At 72.1% G+C, this 15,872-nt stretch carries 12 protein-coding genes; 5 read left to right on the top strand and 7 right to left on the bottom strand.

Translation table 11 applies throughout. The features are described 5' to 3' along the window. Positions 1-81: 81 nt before the first annotated feature. Positions 82-2,751 carry a GNAT family N-acetyltransferase gene (locus ACFYUV_RS00970; protein ID WP_358284279.1) on the bottom strand — a complete coding sequence of 890 codons (2,670 nt, stop codon included), beginning with the start codon at positions 2,749-2,751 and terminating at the stop codon, positions 82-84. Positions 2,752-2,918: 167 nt separating this feature from the next. On the opposite strand from ACFYUV_RS00970, the gene ACFYUV_RS00965 reads away from it, so the two are divergent. Then, positions 2,919-3,812: a sugar kinase gene (locus tag ACFYUV_RS00965; protein WP_352323632.1), complete on the top strand. Its 894-nt coding sequence runs from the start codon at positions 2,919-2,921 to the stop codon at positions 3,810-3,812. A 51-nt stretch (positions 3,813-3,863) separates the two neighbouring features. Here the strand turns inward: ACFYUV_RS00965 and ACFYUV_RS00960 are convergent, their stop codons facing one another. Beyond that, positions 3,864-5,951 (bottom strand): RecQ family ATP-dependent DNA helicase, encoded by a 2,088-nt coding sequence (locus tag ACFYUV_RS00960; RefSeq protein ID WP_387663640.1) that lies wholly within the window; start codon positions 5,949-5,951, stop codon positions 3,864-3,866. Positions 5,952-6,097: 146 nt separating this feature from the next. Between ACFYUV_RS00960 and ACFYUV_RS00955 the strand changes: the two genes are divergently transcribed. Beyond that, complete coding sequence (locus ACFYUV_RS00955; RefSeq protein WP_387663638.1) at positions 6,098-6,925, top strand: hypothetical protein; 828 nt, start codon at positions 6,098-6,100, stop codon at positions 6,923-6,925. Here the strand turns inward: ACFYUV_RS00955 and ACFYUV_RS00950 are convergent. Then, a complete protein-coding gene (locus ACFYUV_RS00950) occupies positions 6,915-7,751 on the bottom strand; it encodes a TauD/TfdA family dioxygenase (RefSeq protein WP_358284271.1) in 837 nt (278 codons plus the stop codon). The genes ACFYUV_RS00955 and ACFYUV_RS00950 overlap by 11 nt on opposite strands. A gap of 132 nt (positions 7,752-7,883) precedes the next feature. On the opposite strand from ACFYUV_RS00950, the gene ACFYUV_RS00945 reads away from it, so the two are divergent. Continuing rightward, entirely contained in the window at positions 7,884-10,376 is a 2,493-nt protein-coding gene (locus ACFYUV_RS00945) for a DNA topoisomerase (ATP-hydrolyzing) subunit A (protein WP_387663636.1), read from the top strand. A gap of 57 nt (positions 10,377-10,433) precedes the next feature. On the opposite strand, the gene ACFYUV_RS00940 is transcribed toward ACFYUV_RS00945, so the two are convergent. Next, positions 10,434-10,808: a VOC family protein gene (locus tag ACFYUV_RS00940; RefSeq protein WP_387663634.1), complete on the bottom strand. Its 375-nt coding sequence runs from the start codon at positions 10,806-10,808 to the stop codon at positions 10,434-10,436. 51 nt (positions 10,809-10,859) lie between these two features. Between ACFYUV_RS00940 and ACFYUV_RS00935 the strand changes: the two genes are divergently transcribed. Continuing rightward, on the top strand, positions 10,860-11,426 hold the full coding sequence (locus ACFYUV_RS00935; protein WP_358284265.1) for a thioredoxin family protein: 567 nt from the start codon (positions 10,860-10,862) through the stop codon (positions 11,424-11,426). Between the two features lie 28 nt (positions 11,427-11,454). Here the strand turns inward: ACFYUV_RS00935 and ACFYUV_RS00930 are convergent, their stop codons facing one another. Beyond that, positions 11,455-11,775: a hypothetical protein gene (locus ACFYUV_RS00930; RefSeq protein ID WP_352357718.1), complete on the bottom strand. Its 321-nt coding sequence runs from the start codon at positions 11,773-11,775 to the stop codon at positions 11,455-11,457. A gap of 139 nt (positions 11,776-11,914) precedes the next feature. Between ACFYUV_RS00930 and ACFYUV_RS00925 the strand changes: the two genes are divergently transcribed. Beyond that, complete coding sequence (locus ACFYUV_RS00925; RefSeq protein ID WP_358284263.1) at positions 11,915-12,409, top strand: carbonic anhydrase; 495 nt, start codon at positions 11,915-11,917, stop codon at positions 12,407-12,409. Here the strand turns inward: ACFYUV_RS00925 and ACFYUV_RS00920 are convergent. Together ACFYUV_RS00920 and ACFYUV_RS00915 are read right to left on the bottom strand one after the other, a co-directional pair. Further along, a complete protein-coding gene (locus ACFYUV_RS00920; RefSeq protein WP_387663631.1) occupies positions 12,390-13,406 on the bottom strand; it encodes a cytochrome d ubiquinol oxidase subunit II in 1,017 nt (338 codons plus the stop codon). The genes ACFYUV_RS00925 and ACFYUV_RS00920 overlap by 20 nt on opposite strands. Positions 13,407-13,408: 2 nt before the next feature. Next, positions 13,409-14,764, bottom strand: a complete 1,356-nt coding sequence (locus tag ACFYUV_RS00915) for a cytochrome ubiquinol oxidase subunit I (protein WP_387663629.1) — start codon at positions 14,762-14,764, stop codon at positions 13,409-13,411. Positions 14,765-15,872 lie beyond the last annotated feature (1,108 nt).

Below are 15,872 nucleotides of genomic sequence, written 5' to 3'. Positions count from 1 at the left end.
GGGCCGCGCAGTGCACTCACCCGCCAGACATAACGCTCTATGAACGTCTTTGTCTAGACATGAGCGACATTGTGCGCGCGGTCAGGAGAGCCTTCTCGGGCCGCCGTCCAGGCGTGGTCCGGCCGGGGTGCGCAGGGTGGCGCGGGCGCCCAGGATCAGCACCTCCGACTCGCCCACCAGCACCTGGTCGAGGTCGAGCCGGGCCACCTGCGGCAGGTCGTTGGCCAGGCGGCCCACGCGGACGAGCAGCTCCTCCAGGGCGGGGACGGCGACGGGCGGGTAGCCGTACTCGCCGAACAGCAGCGGGGCCGCGCGTACGGAACGCACCAGGGCGGCGGCGTCCTCGCCGGTCAGCGGCGCCAGCCGGAAGCCCTGGTCCAGCAGCAGCCGGGCGGTCACCTCGCCGAGCCCGAACGAGACCACCGGCCCGAACGCGCGGTCCTCGACGACCCCCACGACGGTGGGCACGGCCGGCTGCGGCGCCATGCGCTGCACGGCCAGCTCGACCCGCTCGCCGAGCTGGTCGGCGAACTCGGCGTAGGCGTGGCGCACCATCTCGGGGCCGGTGAGCCCCAGGCGTACGGTGCCCGCGCGGCGCGAGGCCCCCGGGTCGGCCACCTTGAGCACCACGGGCCAGCCGAGCCGTTCGGCGGCGGCCACGGCCTCCTCCGGCGAGCGGACGACCTCGGCGGGCCAGACGGTCAGCCCGTAGGACGACAGCAGCTCGGTGGCGTCGATCTCGACCGGCGGGCCTGGCTCGGCGAACCCGCCCGGCTCCTCCCCCGCCGGGGCCGGGGCGCCGGACAGCGCGGCCAGCACCAGCTCGCGGGCGCGGGCGGTGTCGAGGCCGTCGAGCTCGGGCGGCGGCACGGCCGGATGCGCCCGCCAGGTGGCGTACCGCACCACGTGGGCCAGGGCCCTGACCGCCTCCTCCGGAGCCGCGTACGACGGGATGGAGCCCCGCGCGGGCGTGCCGCCGGAGCCGCTGGGCACGCGCAGCGACGGATGCATGCCGAGATGCCCGCGGAACGTGGCCAGCACCGGCTTGGCGGACCCCTGCGAGACGCGCAGCAGCTCGGCCGCCACCTCGTCCGACTCGCCGGGGATCGGCGGCATGTAGATCACGACGGCCGCGTCGACCTCGTCGGCGGCCAGCTCGCCGGCGAGCGCCGCGCCGAACTCGGCCGGCCCGGCCGCGGCGCCCAGGTTGACCGGCGGGCGCGGTTCGAGGCCGGCCGCCAGGCAGGAGTCGGCGGCCAGCAGGCCGAGGGCGTCGGAGTTGGTCACGAGCGCGACCCTGGGCCCGGCGGGCAGCGGCTGGTAGGCCAGGAGCTGGCCCACGTCGAAGAGCTGGATGAGGTCGTCGACCCTGATCAGGCCGGCCTGGGCGAACAGGGAGCTGATCGCGGAGTCGGGCAGCCCGAGCTCCTCGGCCGAGTGGCCGGCCGGGGTGCCGCCGCTCTTGACCACCACGATCGGCTTGTTGCGCGCGATGCGCCTGGCCAGCCGGGTGAACTTGCGCGGGTTTCCCAGCGACTCCAGGTAGAGCAGGATGACCTCGGTCGCGGCGTCCTCCTCCCAGTACTGCAGGAGGTCGTTGCCCGAGACGTCGGCGCGGTTGCCGGCCGAGACGAACGACGAGATGCCCATGCCGCGCTGGGCCACGCGCTGGAGCAGCGCGGTGCCGAGCGCGCCCGACTGGCTGAAGAAACCCACCCTTCCGCGGCCCGGCACGGTGGCGGCCAGCGTGGCGTTGAGCTTGACGGCCGGGTCGGTGTTGGCGATGCCCAGGCAGTTGGGGCCGACCACGCGCAGGCCGTAGGAGCGGGCGATGCGGGCCAGCTCGTCCTGCCGGGCGCGGCCGGACGCGCCGGTCTCGCCGAACCCGGAGGAGACCACGACCAGCCCGTGCACGCCCTTCTCGGCGCACTCCTTGACCACGTCGAGGACGCCCTCGGCGGGCACGGCCACGACCGCCAGGTCGACCTCGCCGTCGATCTCGGTCACGCTGGGGTAGGCCCGCACGCCCGCGACGGCCCGCACCTGCCGGTGCACGGGGTAGACCGGGCCGGTGAAGTCGGCCGCCAGCAGGTTGCGCAGGACGGTCTGGCCGACGCCGCCGGGCTCGCGCGAGGCGCCGATGACCGCGACCGAGCCGGGGGCCAGCAGGCGCGCGATCGAGCGCGACTCGGCCCGGTGCTCGCGCGAGGTCGTCACCTCCGCCGAGGTCTCGGTCGGGGTCAGGTCGAGGGTCATGCGGACGACGCCGTCGGCGAACTGGCTCTGCGCGGTGTAGCCGGCCTGCCGCAGGACGCCCATCATCTTCATGTTGGCGGGCAGCACGTCGGCGACGAACCGCTCGATGCCGCGCTCGCGGGCCGTGGCCGCCAGGTGCTCCAGCAGGACGGAGGCCACGCCCCTGCCCTGGTGGGCGTCCTCGACCAGGAAGGCGACCTCGGCCTCGCCCGGCTCGGTGCGGTCGTAGCGGATGACCGCGACCATCTCGGCGCCGATGGTGGCGATGAGGGCCACGCGGTTGACGTAGTCGACGTTGGTGAAGCGCTCGACGTCGCGGTCGGACAGCCGGGGCCGGGGGCCGAAGAACCGGAAATAGATCGACTCGGCCGACAGACGGGAGTAGAAAGCACGGAGACGGTCGGCGTCGGCGGGCCTGATGGGGCGCACGTGCGCGGTGCCCCCGTCGGCCAGGACGACGTCGGCCTCCCAGTGAGCCGGATACTGTGCCTCCACGCCACGAGCGTAAACCCGCATCCCACATGCCAAGACCGGTGGGCCTCTTGGGCAACGCTTGTGCATCGACTGCTGCCCGGTGTCCGGGGTCAGCCCCACGAACAGCCCGGAAGCTGTTAGTTTTGCCGTGGCCAGGGTCGTTCTGAAGGCAGCAAGGTGGTGGCATCATGACGCGGGTCGTCGTGGTGGGCGATCTCATGACCGACGCGGTCGCGCGCGCCCGTTACGCGCTCGCCAGGGCGAGTGACACGCCCGCGATCGTGACGATGCACGGCGGCGGCTCCGGCGCCAACATCGCCTCGTGGCTCGCCGTCGAGGGCGCGGAGGTGGCCTTCATCGGCCGCCGGGGCGCCGACATCACCGGCCGCAACCGCGACATGGAGCTGATGGGCTACGGCGTCGACGCCCGGCTCGTCATGGATCCCGAGCGGCCCACCGGCACCTGCGTGGTGCTCGTCACACACAAGGGCGAGCGCACGATGCTCTCCGACCCGGGCGCCAACGCCGCCCTGTCCCCCGAAGACCTGCCGCGCGACCTGTTCGCCTCGGGCGCCCACCTGCACCTGTCGGGCTACACGCTGGTCAACGAGGGCTCGCGCGACGCCGGTCTGGCGGCGCTCGACATGGCGCGCCGCACGGGCATGTCGATCTCCGTCGACTGCGCCTCCTCGGCGCCGCTGGAGCGCACGGGCGCCGAGCCGTTCCTCGAATGGACCAACGGCGCGAAGCTGCTGTTCGCCAACATCGACCAGGCCAAGGTGCTGACCGGCCGCGACGACGCCGAGGCCGCCGCCAAGGTGCTCACCGCGTGGTTCCCGCAGGTCGTCATCAAGATGAACGCCGAGGGCGCGCTGTGGTTCAGCAACGGCCGCCCCGACCCGGTCCGGGTGGCCGCCGAGCCGGTCGACAAGATCGTCGACGGCACGGGCGCGGGTGACGCGTTCTCGGCCGGGTTCCTGCCGCCGTGGCTGGCCGGCAAGCCGCCGGCCGAGTCGCTGGCCGCCGGGTGCCGGCTCGCCGCCAAGGCCATCATGCACCTGGGCGCGCGCCCGCCGTTCTGACCCGTTCCCCGGCCGGGCTTCCCCTGCCCCGGCCGGGCTTCCTTCCGCCGGTCAGGACGTGGTGGCCAGCGCGAGCGGCAGCACCGCCGGCGCGCCCGCGTGCCGGATCAGGGCCGCCGCCAGGGTCATCGTCCAGCCCGTGTCCACGCGGTCGTCGATCAGCAGCACCGGGCCGCCGCACTGCGCGATCGCGGCGCCGAGGTCCTTCGGCATCGCCAGCGTGCCCCTGATCGCCTGGACGCGCTTGGCGCTGTTGAACTGCCGGCCGGGCGACCCCGCCCGGTAGCCCAGCTCGCCCAGGTAGGTCAGCCGGCCCACCTGCGCCAGCCGTTCGGCGAAGCCGCGCACGAGCTGCGGGCGCGTCGCCGACGGCACGTTGACCACGGCCACCGGCCGCTCCTGCCAGTCCCACGCCGACAACACCTGGACGACGGCCTTGAACATGTCGTCGGCCATCGGCCCGTCGGCTCCGGCGAGCAGCTCGCGCAGCCGGTTGCCCCAGCCGATGTCGGTCAGCCGGCCGAGCGCGCGGCCCGGCTCGGCGCCGAGCTCGGGCTTGATCCTGCCGGACAGGTCGGCCAGGCCGGTGGGCCACTGCCTGCGCGCCTCGATCTCGACGCCGGGCCTGCTCAGACGTTCGCGGGCGGTCTCGACGGCCTGGGCGGCGATCTCCGGCGAGCGGTGGCGGCCGGTGCAGTTGTCGCAGCGGCCGCAGGGCGTGGCGGTGTCGTCGTCGAGGTGCCTGCGCAGGTACTGCTCGCGGCACTCCTCGGTGGTCAGGTAGCGCAGCATGGCGTCCTGCTCGGCCTTGCGCTCGGCGGCGATGCGGGCGTAGCGCTCGGTGTCGTAGGCCCAGGGCTCGCCGGTGGACTCCCAGCCGCCCTTGACCCGGCGCACGGCTCCGTCGACGTCGAGGACCTTGAGCATCATCTCCAGGCGGCTGCGGCTCAGGTCGACCGCGGTCTCCAGGGCCTGGGTGGACATCACGCCGCCCTGTTCGAGCGCCTGGAGCGTGGCGCGCACGACGGGCTCGGGCGGGAAGGCCAGGGAGGTGAAGTAGGCCCAGATCTCGCGGTCTTCCGTGCCGGGCAGCAGGATGACCTCGGCCCGCTCGACGCCGCGCCCGGCCCGGCCGACCTGCTGGTAGTAGGCGACGGGCGACTGCGGCGCGCCGACGTGCACGACGAAGCCCAGGTCGGGCTTGTCGAACCCCATGCCGAGCGCGCTCGTGGCGACCAGCGCCTTGATCTTGTTGTTGAGCAGCGCCTCCTCCGCCGCCAGCCGCTCGGCCGGGTCGGTCTGGCCGGAGTAGGCGGCCACCTCGTGACCCTGCTCGCGCAGGTAGCCGGCGATCTCGTGGGCGGCGGCGACGGTGAGCGTGTAGACGATGCCGGAGCCCGGCAGCTCGCGCAGGGTCTGGGCCAGCCAGGCCAGGCGCTGCTCGGCCGAGGGCAGCTTGACGACGCTCAGGTGGAGGCTCTCGCGCTCCAGCGGGCCGCGCAGCACGAACGTGCCCTCGCCCATCTGCTCGGCGACGTCGCGGGTGACGCGGGCGTTGGCCGTGGCGGTGGTGGCCAGCACCGGGATGCCGGGCGGCAGCTCGTCGAACAGCGTGGCGAGCCGGCGGTAGTCGGGCCGGAAGTCGTGGCCCCAGTCGGAGATGCAGTGGGCCTCGTCGACGACCACGAGCCCGGCGCTCTCGGCCAGCTCGGGCAGCACGTTGTCGCGGAAGTCGGGGTTGTTGAGCCGCTCGGGGCTGACCAGCAGCACGTCGACCATGCCCTCGGCGACCTGGCCGTAGATCTCCTCCCACGCCTCGGGGTTGGCGGAGTTGATGGTGACGGCCCTGATGCCGGCGCGCTCGGCGGCGGCGATCTGGTTGCGCATGAGGGCGAGCAGCGGCGAGACGATGACCGTGGGGCCCTCGCCGAGCTCGCGCAGCAGGGCGGTGGCCACGAAGTAGACGGCGGACTTGCCCCAGCCGGTGCGCTGCACGACGAGGACCCTGCGCCGGTCGAGCACGAGCGCCTCGATGGCGGACCACTGGTCGTCTCGCAGCCGGGCGTGGTCGCCGGCCAGGGCCCGCAGCCGCTCCTCGGCCTCTTCGCGCAGCATCGCCGCGTCGGGGGCTTCAATCATGCCCCCCTTATTACCAGCTTCCACCGACGGAACAGGCCCACCGCGCGTCCCCGTCCGGACGAAGGTGCGGGGTCCGCCGTGCGGAACCGGGGGGCGGGACGGAACGTTGAGCAGTCGTCAAGCGCTTTCGCCCCCCAGGAGGGCTGATGACGGGGCTTGTCCACACCCCGGTCGTACCGGCGGCGACGCGTCGCCGGAGGAACACGAAAGATCACTTCGAGATGATGGCCCGGGTGGTGCTGGCCGTCATGATCCTCACCACGGCGGGCTGCGCCGGGACCGACGTGAAGGCGTCCTACCACCCCGCCTTCCTGCCGGTGAAGCTGGAATGGGGAAGCGACGGCAAGGTGCAGGTCTCGGGGGAGACCTCGCTGGTCACGCCGGTCGGCATCTTCTCGATCGGCGCCGAGTACAACCTGCCCGAGGCCGACGACGACGCCTTCTACGTGGTCGTCCGCGACGCCCGCAGAAGCCCGGACAAGCCGGACGTGGCGGGCTTCGATCACATCTACAAGGTCAACAGCGGTTCCGGCGAGTTCATGGCCGTGGTGAACGGCACGGCCGTGATCCAGGTCGTCCGCCGGCAGGTGCTCATCGACGTGACGAACGGCGCCGTGCGGACCATCGAGTTCAAGAACGCCCAGGCCACCGTCAAGGAGCGGTCGGCAGGCGTCGGGGAGCGCTGGCAGGAGTACTGGGACACCTCCTTCTACTCCCCCATGGCGCTGTCCAGGTGGGCCTACGACGACTCCACGATGTCGAGCTGGTTCGGCCTGGGCTTCCTGTGGTTCCTGGTGCGCCTCGCGCTGGCGATCGTGCTCGGGGTGGTGGACGTGCTCCTCGTGGTCGGGTGCACGCTCGCCGCCGTGGCGTACGTGCTGTTCGGCCCGACCGGACGCAACATCGTCTACGGCGTGGAGACGCTGCTGTTCCTGTTCCTCGCCCTGTCGGGCTGGGCCTCGCTCAAGCTGTGAGGCGCTCCTCGTCCGCGTGCTCGGGGAAGGCGTTGATCGTGACGCGGTGCATGCGGCGGCGTTCGGTGTAGTCGGCGACCGCGTAGTGCTGGGTGGGTCGGTTGTCCCAGAAGGCCAGCGTGCCGGGACGCCAGTTCAGCCTGCACTGGTACTCGGGCGAGCGGATGTGGTCGATGAGCAGCGGCAGCAGGGCCTCGTTCTCCCGGTCGCTCAGCCCCACCAGGCGGGTGGTGGAGGCCCGGTTGACGAACAGGGCCTTGCGCCCGGTCTCGGCGTGCACGCGGACCACCGGGCGCTCCACCGGCGGCCACTTGGCCTGGATCTCGGCCAGGTCGAACGGGTGCCCCTTGGAGATCGCCTTCTTCATCGACATCGTGATGTCGTGCACGGCGGTCAGCTCGTCGCACAGCCGCTGGATCGACGGCGACAGCGTCTCGTAGGCCAGGTAGGTGTTGGCCCAGCAGGTGTCGCCGCCCACGCTCGGCAGTTGCATGCAGCGCAGCAGCGAGCCCATCGGCGGCGTGGGCTCGAAGGTGTTGTCGCTGTGCCATTCGTCCCCGCCCTCGCCCTTCGGGGAGGTCTGGTCGAGGATGTGGATCGGGCTGCCGGAGTCCTTCTTGAACGCCGGGTGGTTGATCGTGCCGAAGTTGAGGGCGAACTGCAGGTGCTGCTCGTCGTCGATGTGCTGGTCGCGGAAGAACAGCACCAGGTGCCGCAGCCACCCCTCGCGCAGGGTCGCGACGTCTTCCGGGGAGAGGGGTTTGCGCAGATCGACCCCGGTGACCTCGGCGCCGATGTGCTTGGTCACGGGATGGAACTCGATCATGGCGAAGCCTCCGGAGGCGGGTGGACGGGGTCCTCGCCTCCGACGGTAAGACCCAAGCAATTGCTTGGTCAAGCCCGGGGCGGCGCGCCGACGAGTCGCGGGCACCCGAGTCTCTTCGGCACAATGTTCGACATGGCCCGACGTACGACTGCACCCCCGCCTGAGGACTTCGAGGAGCGGATCGTCGACATCGACGTCTCCTCCGAGATGCGCAAGAGCTATCTCGAGTACGCGTACTCGGTGATCTACCAGCGGGCTCTGCCCGACGCTCGCGACGGCCTCAAACCGGTGCAGCGGCGCATCCTCTACTCCATGAGCGAGATGGGCCTGCGTCCAGAGCGCGGCCACGTCAAGTCCTCCCGCGTCGTCGGCGACGTCATGGGCAAGCTCCACCCCCATGGCGACAGCGCCATCTACGACGCCCTCGTGCGCCTCGCGCAGCCGTTCTCGATGCGCCTGCCGCTGGTCGACGGCCACGGCAACTTCGGCTCCCCCGACGACCTGCCGGCCGCCATGCGGTACACCGAGGCCAGGCTGGCCCCGGCGGCGATGCTCATGGTGGAGTCGCTCGACGAGGACACCGTCAACTTCAAGCCCAACTACGACGGCCAGGAGACCGAGCCCACGGTCATGCCGTCGGCGTTCCCCAACCTGCTGGTCAACGGCACCACCGGCATCGCGGTCGGCATGGCGACCAACATGGCGCCGCACAACCTCGCCGAGGTCGTGGCCGCCGCCCGCCACCTGATCAAGAAGCCCGACGCCACGCTCGACGAGCTGATGAAGTTCGTGCCCGGCCCCGACCTGCCGACCGGCGGCTCGATCATCGGGCTCCAGGGCGTGCGCGACGCCTACGAGACCGGGCGCGGCACGTTCCGCATGCGGGCCAGGTGCGCGGTCGAGCAGATCACGCCGCGGCGCAAGGGCATCATCGTCACCGAGCTGCCCTACAACGTCGGCCCCGAGCGCGTGGTCACCAAGATCAAGGAGCTGGTGACCAGCAAGAAGCTCCAGGGCATCGCCGACCTGAAGGACCTCACCGACCGGCACAAGGGCCTGCGCCTGGTCATCGAGATCAAGAACGGCTTCATCCCCGAGGCCGTCCTGGAGGAGCTCTACCGGCTCACGCCGATGGAGGAGACCTTCGGCATCAACAACGTCGCCCTGGTCGACGGCGAGCCGCGCACGCTCGGCCTGCGCGAGCTGCTGCAGGTCTACGTCGACCACCGGCTGGAGGTCGTGCGGCGCAGGTCCGAGTACCGCCGGCGCAAGCGCGAGGAGCGCCTGCACCTGGTCGACGGCCTGATCATCGCGCTGCTCAACATCGACGAGGTCATCCAGGTCATCCGTTCCTCCGACGACTCGGCGCAGGCCCGCGCCCGGTTGATGGAGGTCTTCGACCTGACCGAGATCCAGGCCGCCTACATCCTCGACACGCCGCTGCGCCGGCTGACCCGGTTCGACAAGCTGGAGCTCGACCAGGAGAAGCAGACGCTGAGCGAGGAGATCGCGGCGCTCACCGAGATCCTGTCCTCGGAGGCGAAGCTGCGGCAGGTGGTCTCGGGCGAGCTGGCCGAGGTGGCCAAGAAGTACGCCACGCCGCGCCGTACCGTGCTGCTGGAGGCGCCGGGCGTGGCCCGCACGCCGGTGGCCTCGCTCCAGGTGGCCGACGACCCGTGCTGGGCGCTGCTGTCCTCCACGGGGCTGCTGGCCCGCACCTCCGACGCGGCTCCGCTGGCGGGTGAGGGCGACCGTTCGGCGCACGACGTGCTGGTGTCGGTGGCCCGCACGTCCGTACGCGGCGAGGTGGGCGTGGTGACGTCGTTGGGCCGGTTGATCCGGGTCCAGGTCGTCGACCTGCCGACGCTGCCGCCCTCGGCCAACCCGCCGACGTTGTCGGGCGGCCATCCGGTCTCCGAGTTCGTCTCGCTGCAGCCCGACGAGAAGGTCGTGGGCCTCGGCTCGCTCGACCCCGACAGCCCCGGGCTGGCGCTCGGCACGGCCCAGGGGGTGGTCAAGCGGGTGGTGCCCGACTACCCGGCCAACCGCGACGACTTCGAAGTGATCACTCTCAAGGACGGCGACACCGTGGTGGGCGCCGCCGAGCTCGACTCCGAGGACCACGACCTGGTCTTCATCTCCTCCGACGCCCAGCTCCTGCGTTACCCGGCCTCGCTGGTGCGCCCCCAGGGGCGTCCGGCCGGCGGCATGGCCGGCATCCGGCTCGACGGCGGCGCCCGGGTGATCTGGTTCGGCGTGGTCGACCCCTCGCGTCCGGCGCAGGTGGTCACCGTGGCCGGGTCCTCGACGGCGCTGCCGGGCACGCAGGTCGGGGGCGGCAAGGTCTCCGACTACGCCGAGTTCCCTGCCAAGGGCCGGGCCACCGGCGGCGTGCGGGCCCAGCGGTTCCTGAAGGGCGAGGACGAGCTGCTGCTCGCCTGGGCCGGCCCCGCGCCCGCCAAGGCCGTGTCGGCGGTGGGCAAGCCGGTGCCGCTGCCGGAGGAGATCGGCCGCCGCGACGGCTCCGGCGTGCGGCTGACCCACACCATCGGCGCCGTCGGCGGCGCCCTGGCCGCGGGGCCGCAGGCCGACGCGCCGGCGCCGCCGGCGACCGACGAGGAGTGATCCCCGGCTGACCGGCGTCACGGAGGCCCGCCCCGCCTGCGCGGGGCGGGTGTCCGGTCAGTCGCGGCAGAGGCAGAACGTGTGGCCGGCGGGGTCGAGGAAGACCCGGAAGCTGTCGTCCTCGCTCGGCTGCCGCTCGTGCTTGGTCGCGCCGATCTCCAGCACCTGCCGCTCGGCCTTGTCCATGTCGGTGACGGTGACGTCGATGTGGAGCTGCTGCGGCCGATCGCCCTCCGGCCAGGTCGGCGGCCGGTGGCCGGGCACGCGCTGGAAGGCCAGGCGCTTGGGCGAGCCGCCGTCCTCGACGACCACCCAGGTGTCGTCCTCGTACGTGACGGGCCAGCCGAGCAGGCGCGAGTAGAACTCGGCGAGCGCCCGCGGCTCCGGGCAGTCGAGGACCGTCGTGCGGAACTCCGCGATGCCGGCCATCATTCACCTCCTGGACTTGTTTCGCCGGCGTCCCGGCCGACGAGAATGGGGGTCATGGCTGCCAATTCGTTCATGGTTCCCCTGGGCACTCCCGCGCCCGCCTTCGACCTCACCGCCATCGACGGCGGCAGCGTCTCGCTCGCGGACCTCAAGGGCTCTCCCGCCACGCTCGTGGTCTTCCTGTCCAACCACTGCCCCTACGTACGGCACATCGAGACGGGCCTCGGCACGCTGGCCGCGGGCTACGGCTCCAGGCTGTCGGTGGTGGGCATCTGCAGCAACGACAGCGTGAACTACCCCGACGATGATCCCACACACCTGGCCGGGCAGGCCCGGCGCGCGGGGTTCCCGTTCCCGTACCTGCTGGACGACACCCAGGACGTCGCCAAGGCCTACCGCGCGGCCTGCACGCCCGACTTCTTCCTCTACGACGGCGACCTGCGGCTCGTCTACCGGGGAGAGTTCGACGGGTCGCGCCCGGGCAACTCGGTCCCGGTGACGGGCTCCTCGCTGCGCGCGGCGGTCGACGCGCTGCTGGCGGGCGATCCCGTCCCGGCCGAGCAGCGCGCCTCGATCGGCTGCGGCATCAAGTGGCGGCCCGGGAACGAGCCCACGGCCTGAACAGGGCCTGACCGCGGCCTGAACGCGGTCAGGCGGAGGCGGCGGCCTCGATGGCGGCGGGCAGGGCGAGCAGGAGTTCGTGGGGCTCGCCGCCGGTCCACGACCGGATCAGCCGGACGCCGGCCTCCCCAGGGTCGAACTCCTCGCAGCCGAGCGGCCCGTAGCAGCCCGCCTGGTCGAGCATGAGGATGATCGGGTCGTCCTCGGGCAGGCCGGCGGCGTACGCGGCGGTGTCGAGCAGGGCCAGCGCGCATCTGGCGTTGCGCCCGTCGTCGTTGGACTCCACACGGTCGAGGCGGCGCCGGGCCTGAGCGCGGAGATACGCGGCGAGCGATTCGGACCTACTCACGACTGACCTTCTTCGACGACGTACAGATGGTGACGACATCATCACGCAAGGTGAGTGATTTTCGTGGGACCTTCGGGAACTCGCGCCAGTCGCCACCCCGGAAAGCATCATCTTTGGGACGTAAGGGAAGATCTGAGGCATGACTGCGTTCGACGACCTGTATGCCGCCAACGCGAAGTACGCCAAGGACTTCGGCGACTCCGGGCTCACCGGCCGGGCAGCCCGCGGGCTTGCCGTGGTGACCTGCATGGACTCCCGCATCGACCCGCTGGGCCTGCTGGGCCTGCAGCCCGGCGACGCCAAGATCCTGCGCAACGCCGGCGCGCGGGTCACCGACGACGTGCTGCGCACGCTGGTCCTCGCCGTGTACCTGCTGGGCGTCGAGCGCGTCCTGGTCATGCCGCACACCGACTGCGGGATGACCAAGGTGACGGACGCCGACGTGCACGACCTGACCAGCGCCCGCGGGGTCGACACCCGCAGCCTGGAGTTCCACACCGTCCCCGACCAGGGCGAGGCGCTGCGCCACGACCTCACCCGCATCCGCACGACCCCGTTCCTGCCCGCCGACATGCCGGTGACGGGCGCGATCTACGACGTGCGCACGGGCCTGCTCACGCCGGTCGGCGACTGATCTCGCCGCGCTCGCGCTGGAAGGTGGCGTACAACCACCACAACGACGGGACCAGCAGGACCGCGCCGACGGCCAGCGAGCCCAGGCTGGCCGCCAGCACCGCGTCGGTGGCCGCGGCCTGGTCGAGGGTGAGGCCGGGGAGCAGCACGGGATACTGCCCCACGCCCCAGCCCCACAGCAGCCCGGTCACGGCCAGCGCGGCGCTGAGGCGTACCGCCAGATAGGCCCGCCGCCACAGCAGCACCAGCGAGGCCAGCCCGGCCAGCACCGACAGCGCCAGCAGCGGCAGGGCGCGGCCGGTGGTCAGCTCGGCGAACAGGGCGGGCGCGTCGGCGCGCAGCACGAGCAGGCTCACCGCCGCCAGCACGCCGACCACCGCCCCGCAGCCCAGCGCCCGCCGCCGGAACTCCTCGGCCAGGTCCTCCTGGCCGCCGCGCTGGGCGTCGCGGGTCAGGTAGACGGCGGCCAGGTACGCGGCCGTGCCGACGCCCAGCGCGCCGACCGCCATCGACGTGGGGTTGACCCAGCTCCCGACCAGGTCGCCCTTGGCGACGCCGGGCGGCACCCGGCCGGAGGCGATGCCGCCCGCCGCGGCGCCGAGGAAGAACGGGGTCACCACCGAGGAGAAGGCGAAGGTGGCGCCGAACAGCCGCCGCTGCCAGAGCCGCGAGGAGACCTTGCGGAACGCGAACGCCGCGCCGCGCCCGATCACGCCCAGCGCCACCAGCGTGAGCGGGATGTAGAGGGTGGAGGCGACCGAGGCGAACACCGACGGCACGCCGGTCCAGGCCAGCACGATCACGAAGATCAACCAGACGTGGTTGGCCTCCCAGACCGGGCCGATGGAGTGCTCCACCAGGTCCCTCCGCCGCCGGCCGCGCTCGGCGCCGCCCGCCAGCAGGTCCCAGACGCCGCCGCCGAAGTCGGCGCCGCCGAACAGGACGTACGCCGTCAGCCCGATCCACAGGACGGCCAGCATGATCTGCGGCAGCGGCATCGTCACACGACCTTGTAGCCGGTGACGTCGGGCTCCTGCGGCGCCAGCGGCACCGGCACGTCGCGGGACAGACGGCGCATCACGTACACGGTGGCCACGGTCAGGACCACGTAGACGGCCGTGACCAGCGCGAACCCGTACACCAGGCCCGGCGCGGGGTTGACCGCCTCCGCCGTGCGCATCACCCGGAACACGATCCACGGCTGGCGTCCGACCTCGGTGACCACCCAGCCGCTCTCCAGCGCCAGCACGGCGGCCACGCCCGACAGCGCGGCGGCGCGCAGGAACCACGGGGACTCCGGCAGGTCACGCCGCCGTTTCCAGGACAGCGCGAGGCAGGCCCCGAGCAGCAGCAGCCCGAAGCCCACCAGCACCATGATCTGGAACGCCCAGTGCACCATGTTGACCGGCGGCCGGTCGGCGAGCGGCACCTGCTCCAGGCCGGCGATCTCCGCGTGCGGGTTCCAGTGGGCCAGCAGGGACAGGCCGTAGGGGATCTCCAGGGCGTACTTCAGCTCGCCGTCCACCGCGACCCCGCCCAGGTGCAGCGGCACGCCCCGGCCCGTACGGAACACGCCCTCCATGGCGGCCAGCTTGACCGGCTGGTACTCGGCCACGAAGTGCGCGGCCCAGTCGCCGACGCCGATCTGCACGGGCGTGACGGCCGCCGCGACCGTGAGCGGCAGCAGCAGGCCGAGCCGGTGGTAGCGGTCGCGCCGGCCGCGCAGCATGGCGACCGCGTACACGCCGGCCATCAGGAACCCGGCCACCATGAACGCCGCCAGGATCATGTGCACGGTCTGGGGCGGCGTGGCCCGGTTGAACATCGCCGCCCATGGATCGACGGCCACGATCCGGCCGCCCGCGACCTCGTACCCGGTGGGCTGCTGCATCCAGGCGTTGGCGGCGACCACGAAGAACGCGCTGGCCACCCCCGCCAGCACGATCGGGATCCCGGTCAGCAGATGCGGGACGGGACGCAGGCGGTCCCAGGCGTACAGGTAGATGCCGAGGAAGATGGCCTCGACGAAGAACGCGATGCCCTCCAGCGAGAACGGCAGGCCGATGACCTCGCCGTACACGCCCATCATGCCCGGCCACAGGAGGCCCATCTCGAACGACAGGATCGTCCCCGAGACCGCGCCGACCGCGAACAGCACCCCGAGCGCCCTGGCCCAGCGTCGCGCCAGCAGCCGGTAGTTGTTGTCCCCGGTGCGATGCCCGCGCCACTCGGCCAGCAGGGTGATGGCGGGCATGCCGACGCCGAGACAGGCGATGATGATGTGCCAGCCGAGGGACAACGCCATCTGCATGCGCGCCGCCCCCAGATCCACCGCCGCGCCCGCGGTCACCCCCATCGCCGTTCCTCTCCCCCCGCCCATCGGGGCCGTGAACTTCGTGGGGGGATCTGGCAGGGCTCGTCCGAGGAGGTAATCCGCGAAACGGCTGCGTCCCGCCCGTACCCCGCCGACCCGTGGATGACACTAGGTAATTGACGCTTACCCTCCACAAGGAGGGAAGCACGAAGCAGGCCGGAACCCCCACCCACCACAGAAGCCGACCAAGAGCCCAGAACCGAGCCCGGGACCGGGGAATTGCCAGTCCCAGAAGCAGCCATCCCCACCAGCAGGGCCTATGCGCCATGAGCACTCAAGCCCCACATGCAATCCCGCTGCTGGGCACCAGGCCCAGGCCCCTACCTCGCTCCCCGACTTGCCACCCTCCCCCTCATGCCTCCTCTCGGGCCCCTCATGCCTCCTCTCGGGCCCCTCATGCGGGCGGCCCACCGTGCACCTCGCTGCACCGCAACACCTAGAGGCCCGCCAGCGCGCCCACCAACGCCGCCACAGGGCCCCAGGAGCCGCCAGAAAGCCCTAGGAGCGCCCCAGCCCCAGCCGTTGGCCTCAGAGCCCTACCTGAGCCCTGAGGGCCTTGGGGCCAGTGCCCGTCCGGTGCGACGCCGGTCAACGAAGCTGGTGCAAGGCCCTCGATCTCCCAAGCGCGCCTTCCAGCGGCCACCGCGATGACTGGCTCCCACGTTCTGCGCGGGCACACCGAAGCGGCGCAGGTTCCGGGTGACGCCCCAAGCCGACGCGCCCACTACCCCGGTCGGGGCTTTAGGCGTAACCATGAACGGGCCCGAGCGGCCCATACCCGCTGCACATCTCCGCAGCCGGCACAGAACCCAAGGCGCGCTGCGCTGCAACCGAAGCCCATCCCATCCGGCCGAGCCGTCGGTGGCGGGCGAGACCGAGTTGCCTGCGAAAGACCACGTGCGGCAGAGAGCGCATCACCGCAAGCGCCCCCTGAACGCCCTGTGACCAGCGTGCCGCCAGGGCGGGCCGTCTGGCGGCGGGAGCGACAGGCCCTTCCGACCGGGGCAGAACCCTTCGAGACCGGGTCGCCGGGGTTGCCAAGCAGCCCTTCGCCCTACCAAACGTGTAGCGCCCGCGCCCCGGCCGGGAG

The sequence above is a fragment of the Nonomuraea sp. NPDC003560 genome (genome assembly GCF_042878785.1).
Taxonomy (GTDB): Bacteria; Actinomycetota; Actinomycetes; order Streptosporangiales; family Streptosporangiaceae; genus Nonomuraea.
The sequence above is the reverse complement of the archived record's forward strand: the minus strand, read 5'-3'. Positions and strand labels throughout refer to the sequence as shown.

Bases quoted from the DNA above. Each gene is read 5' to 3' on its own strand.
- ACFYUV_RS00960 (WP_387663640.1), bottom strand. From the start codon at position 5,951: ATGATTGAAGCCCCCGACGCGGCGATGCTGCGCGAAGAGGCCGAGGAG.
- ACFYUV_RS00940 (WP_387663634.1), bottom strand. From the start codon at position 10,808: ATGATGGCCGGCATCGCGGAGTTCCGCACGACGGTCCTCGACTGCCCG.
- ACFYUV_RS00915 (WP_387663629.1), bottom strand. From the start codon at position 14,764: ATGGGGGTGACCGCGGGCGCGGCGGTGGATCTGGGGGCGGCGCGCATG.
- ACFYUV_RS00925 (WP_358284263.1), top strand. From the start codon at position 11,915: ATGACTGCGTTCGACGACCTGTATGCCGCCAACGCGAAGTACGCCAAG.
- ACFYUV_RS00945 (WP_387663636.1), top strand. From the start codon at position 7,884: ATGGCCCGACGTACGACTGCACCCCCGCCTGAGGACTTCGAGGAGCGG.
- ACFYUV_RS00920 (WP_387663631.1), bottom strand. From the start codon at position 13,406: ATGCCGCTGCCGCAGATCATGCTGGCCGTCCTGTGGATCGGGCTGACG.
- ACFYUV_RS00935 (WP_358284265.1), top strand. From the start codon at position 10,860: ATGGCTGCCAATTCGTTCATGGTTCCCCTGGGCACTCCCGCGCCCGCC.
- ACFYUV_RS00955 (WP_387663638.1), top strand. From the start codon at position 6,098: ATGACGGGGCTTGTCCACACCCCGGTCGTACCGGCGGCGACGCGTCGC.
- ACFYUV_RS00950 (WP_358284271.1), bottom strand. From the start codon at position 7,751: ATGATCGAGTTCCATCCCGTGACCAAGCACATCGGCGCCGAGGTCACC.
- ACFYUV_RS00965 (WP_352323632.1), top strand. From the start codon at position 2,919: ATGACGCGGGTCGTCGTGGTGGGCGATCTCATGACCGACGCGGTCGCG.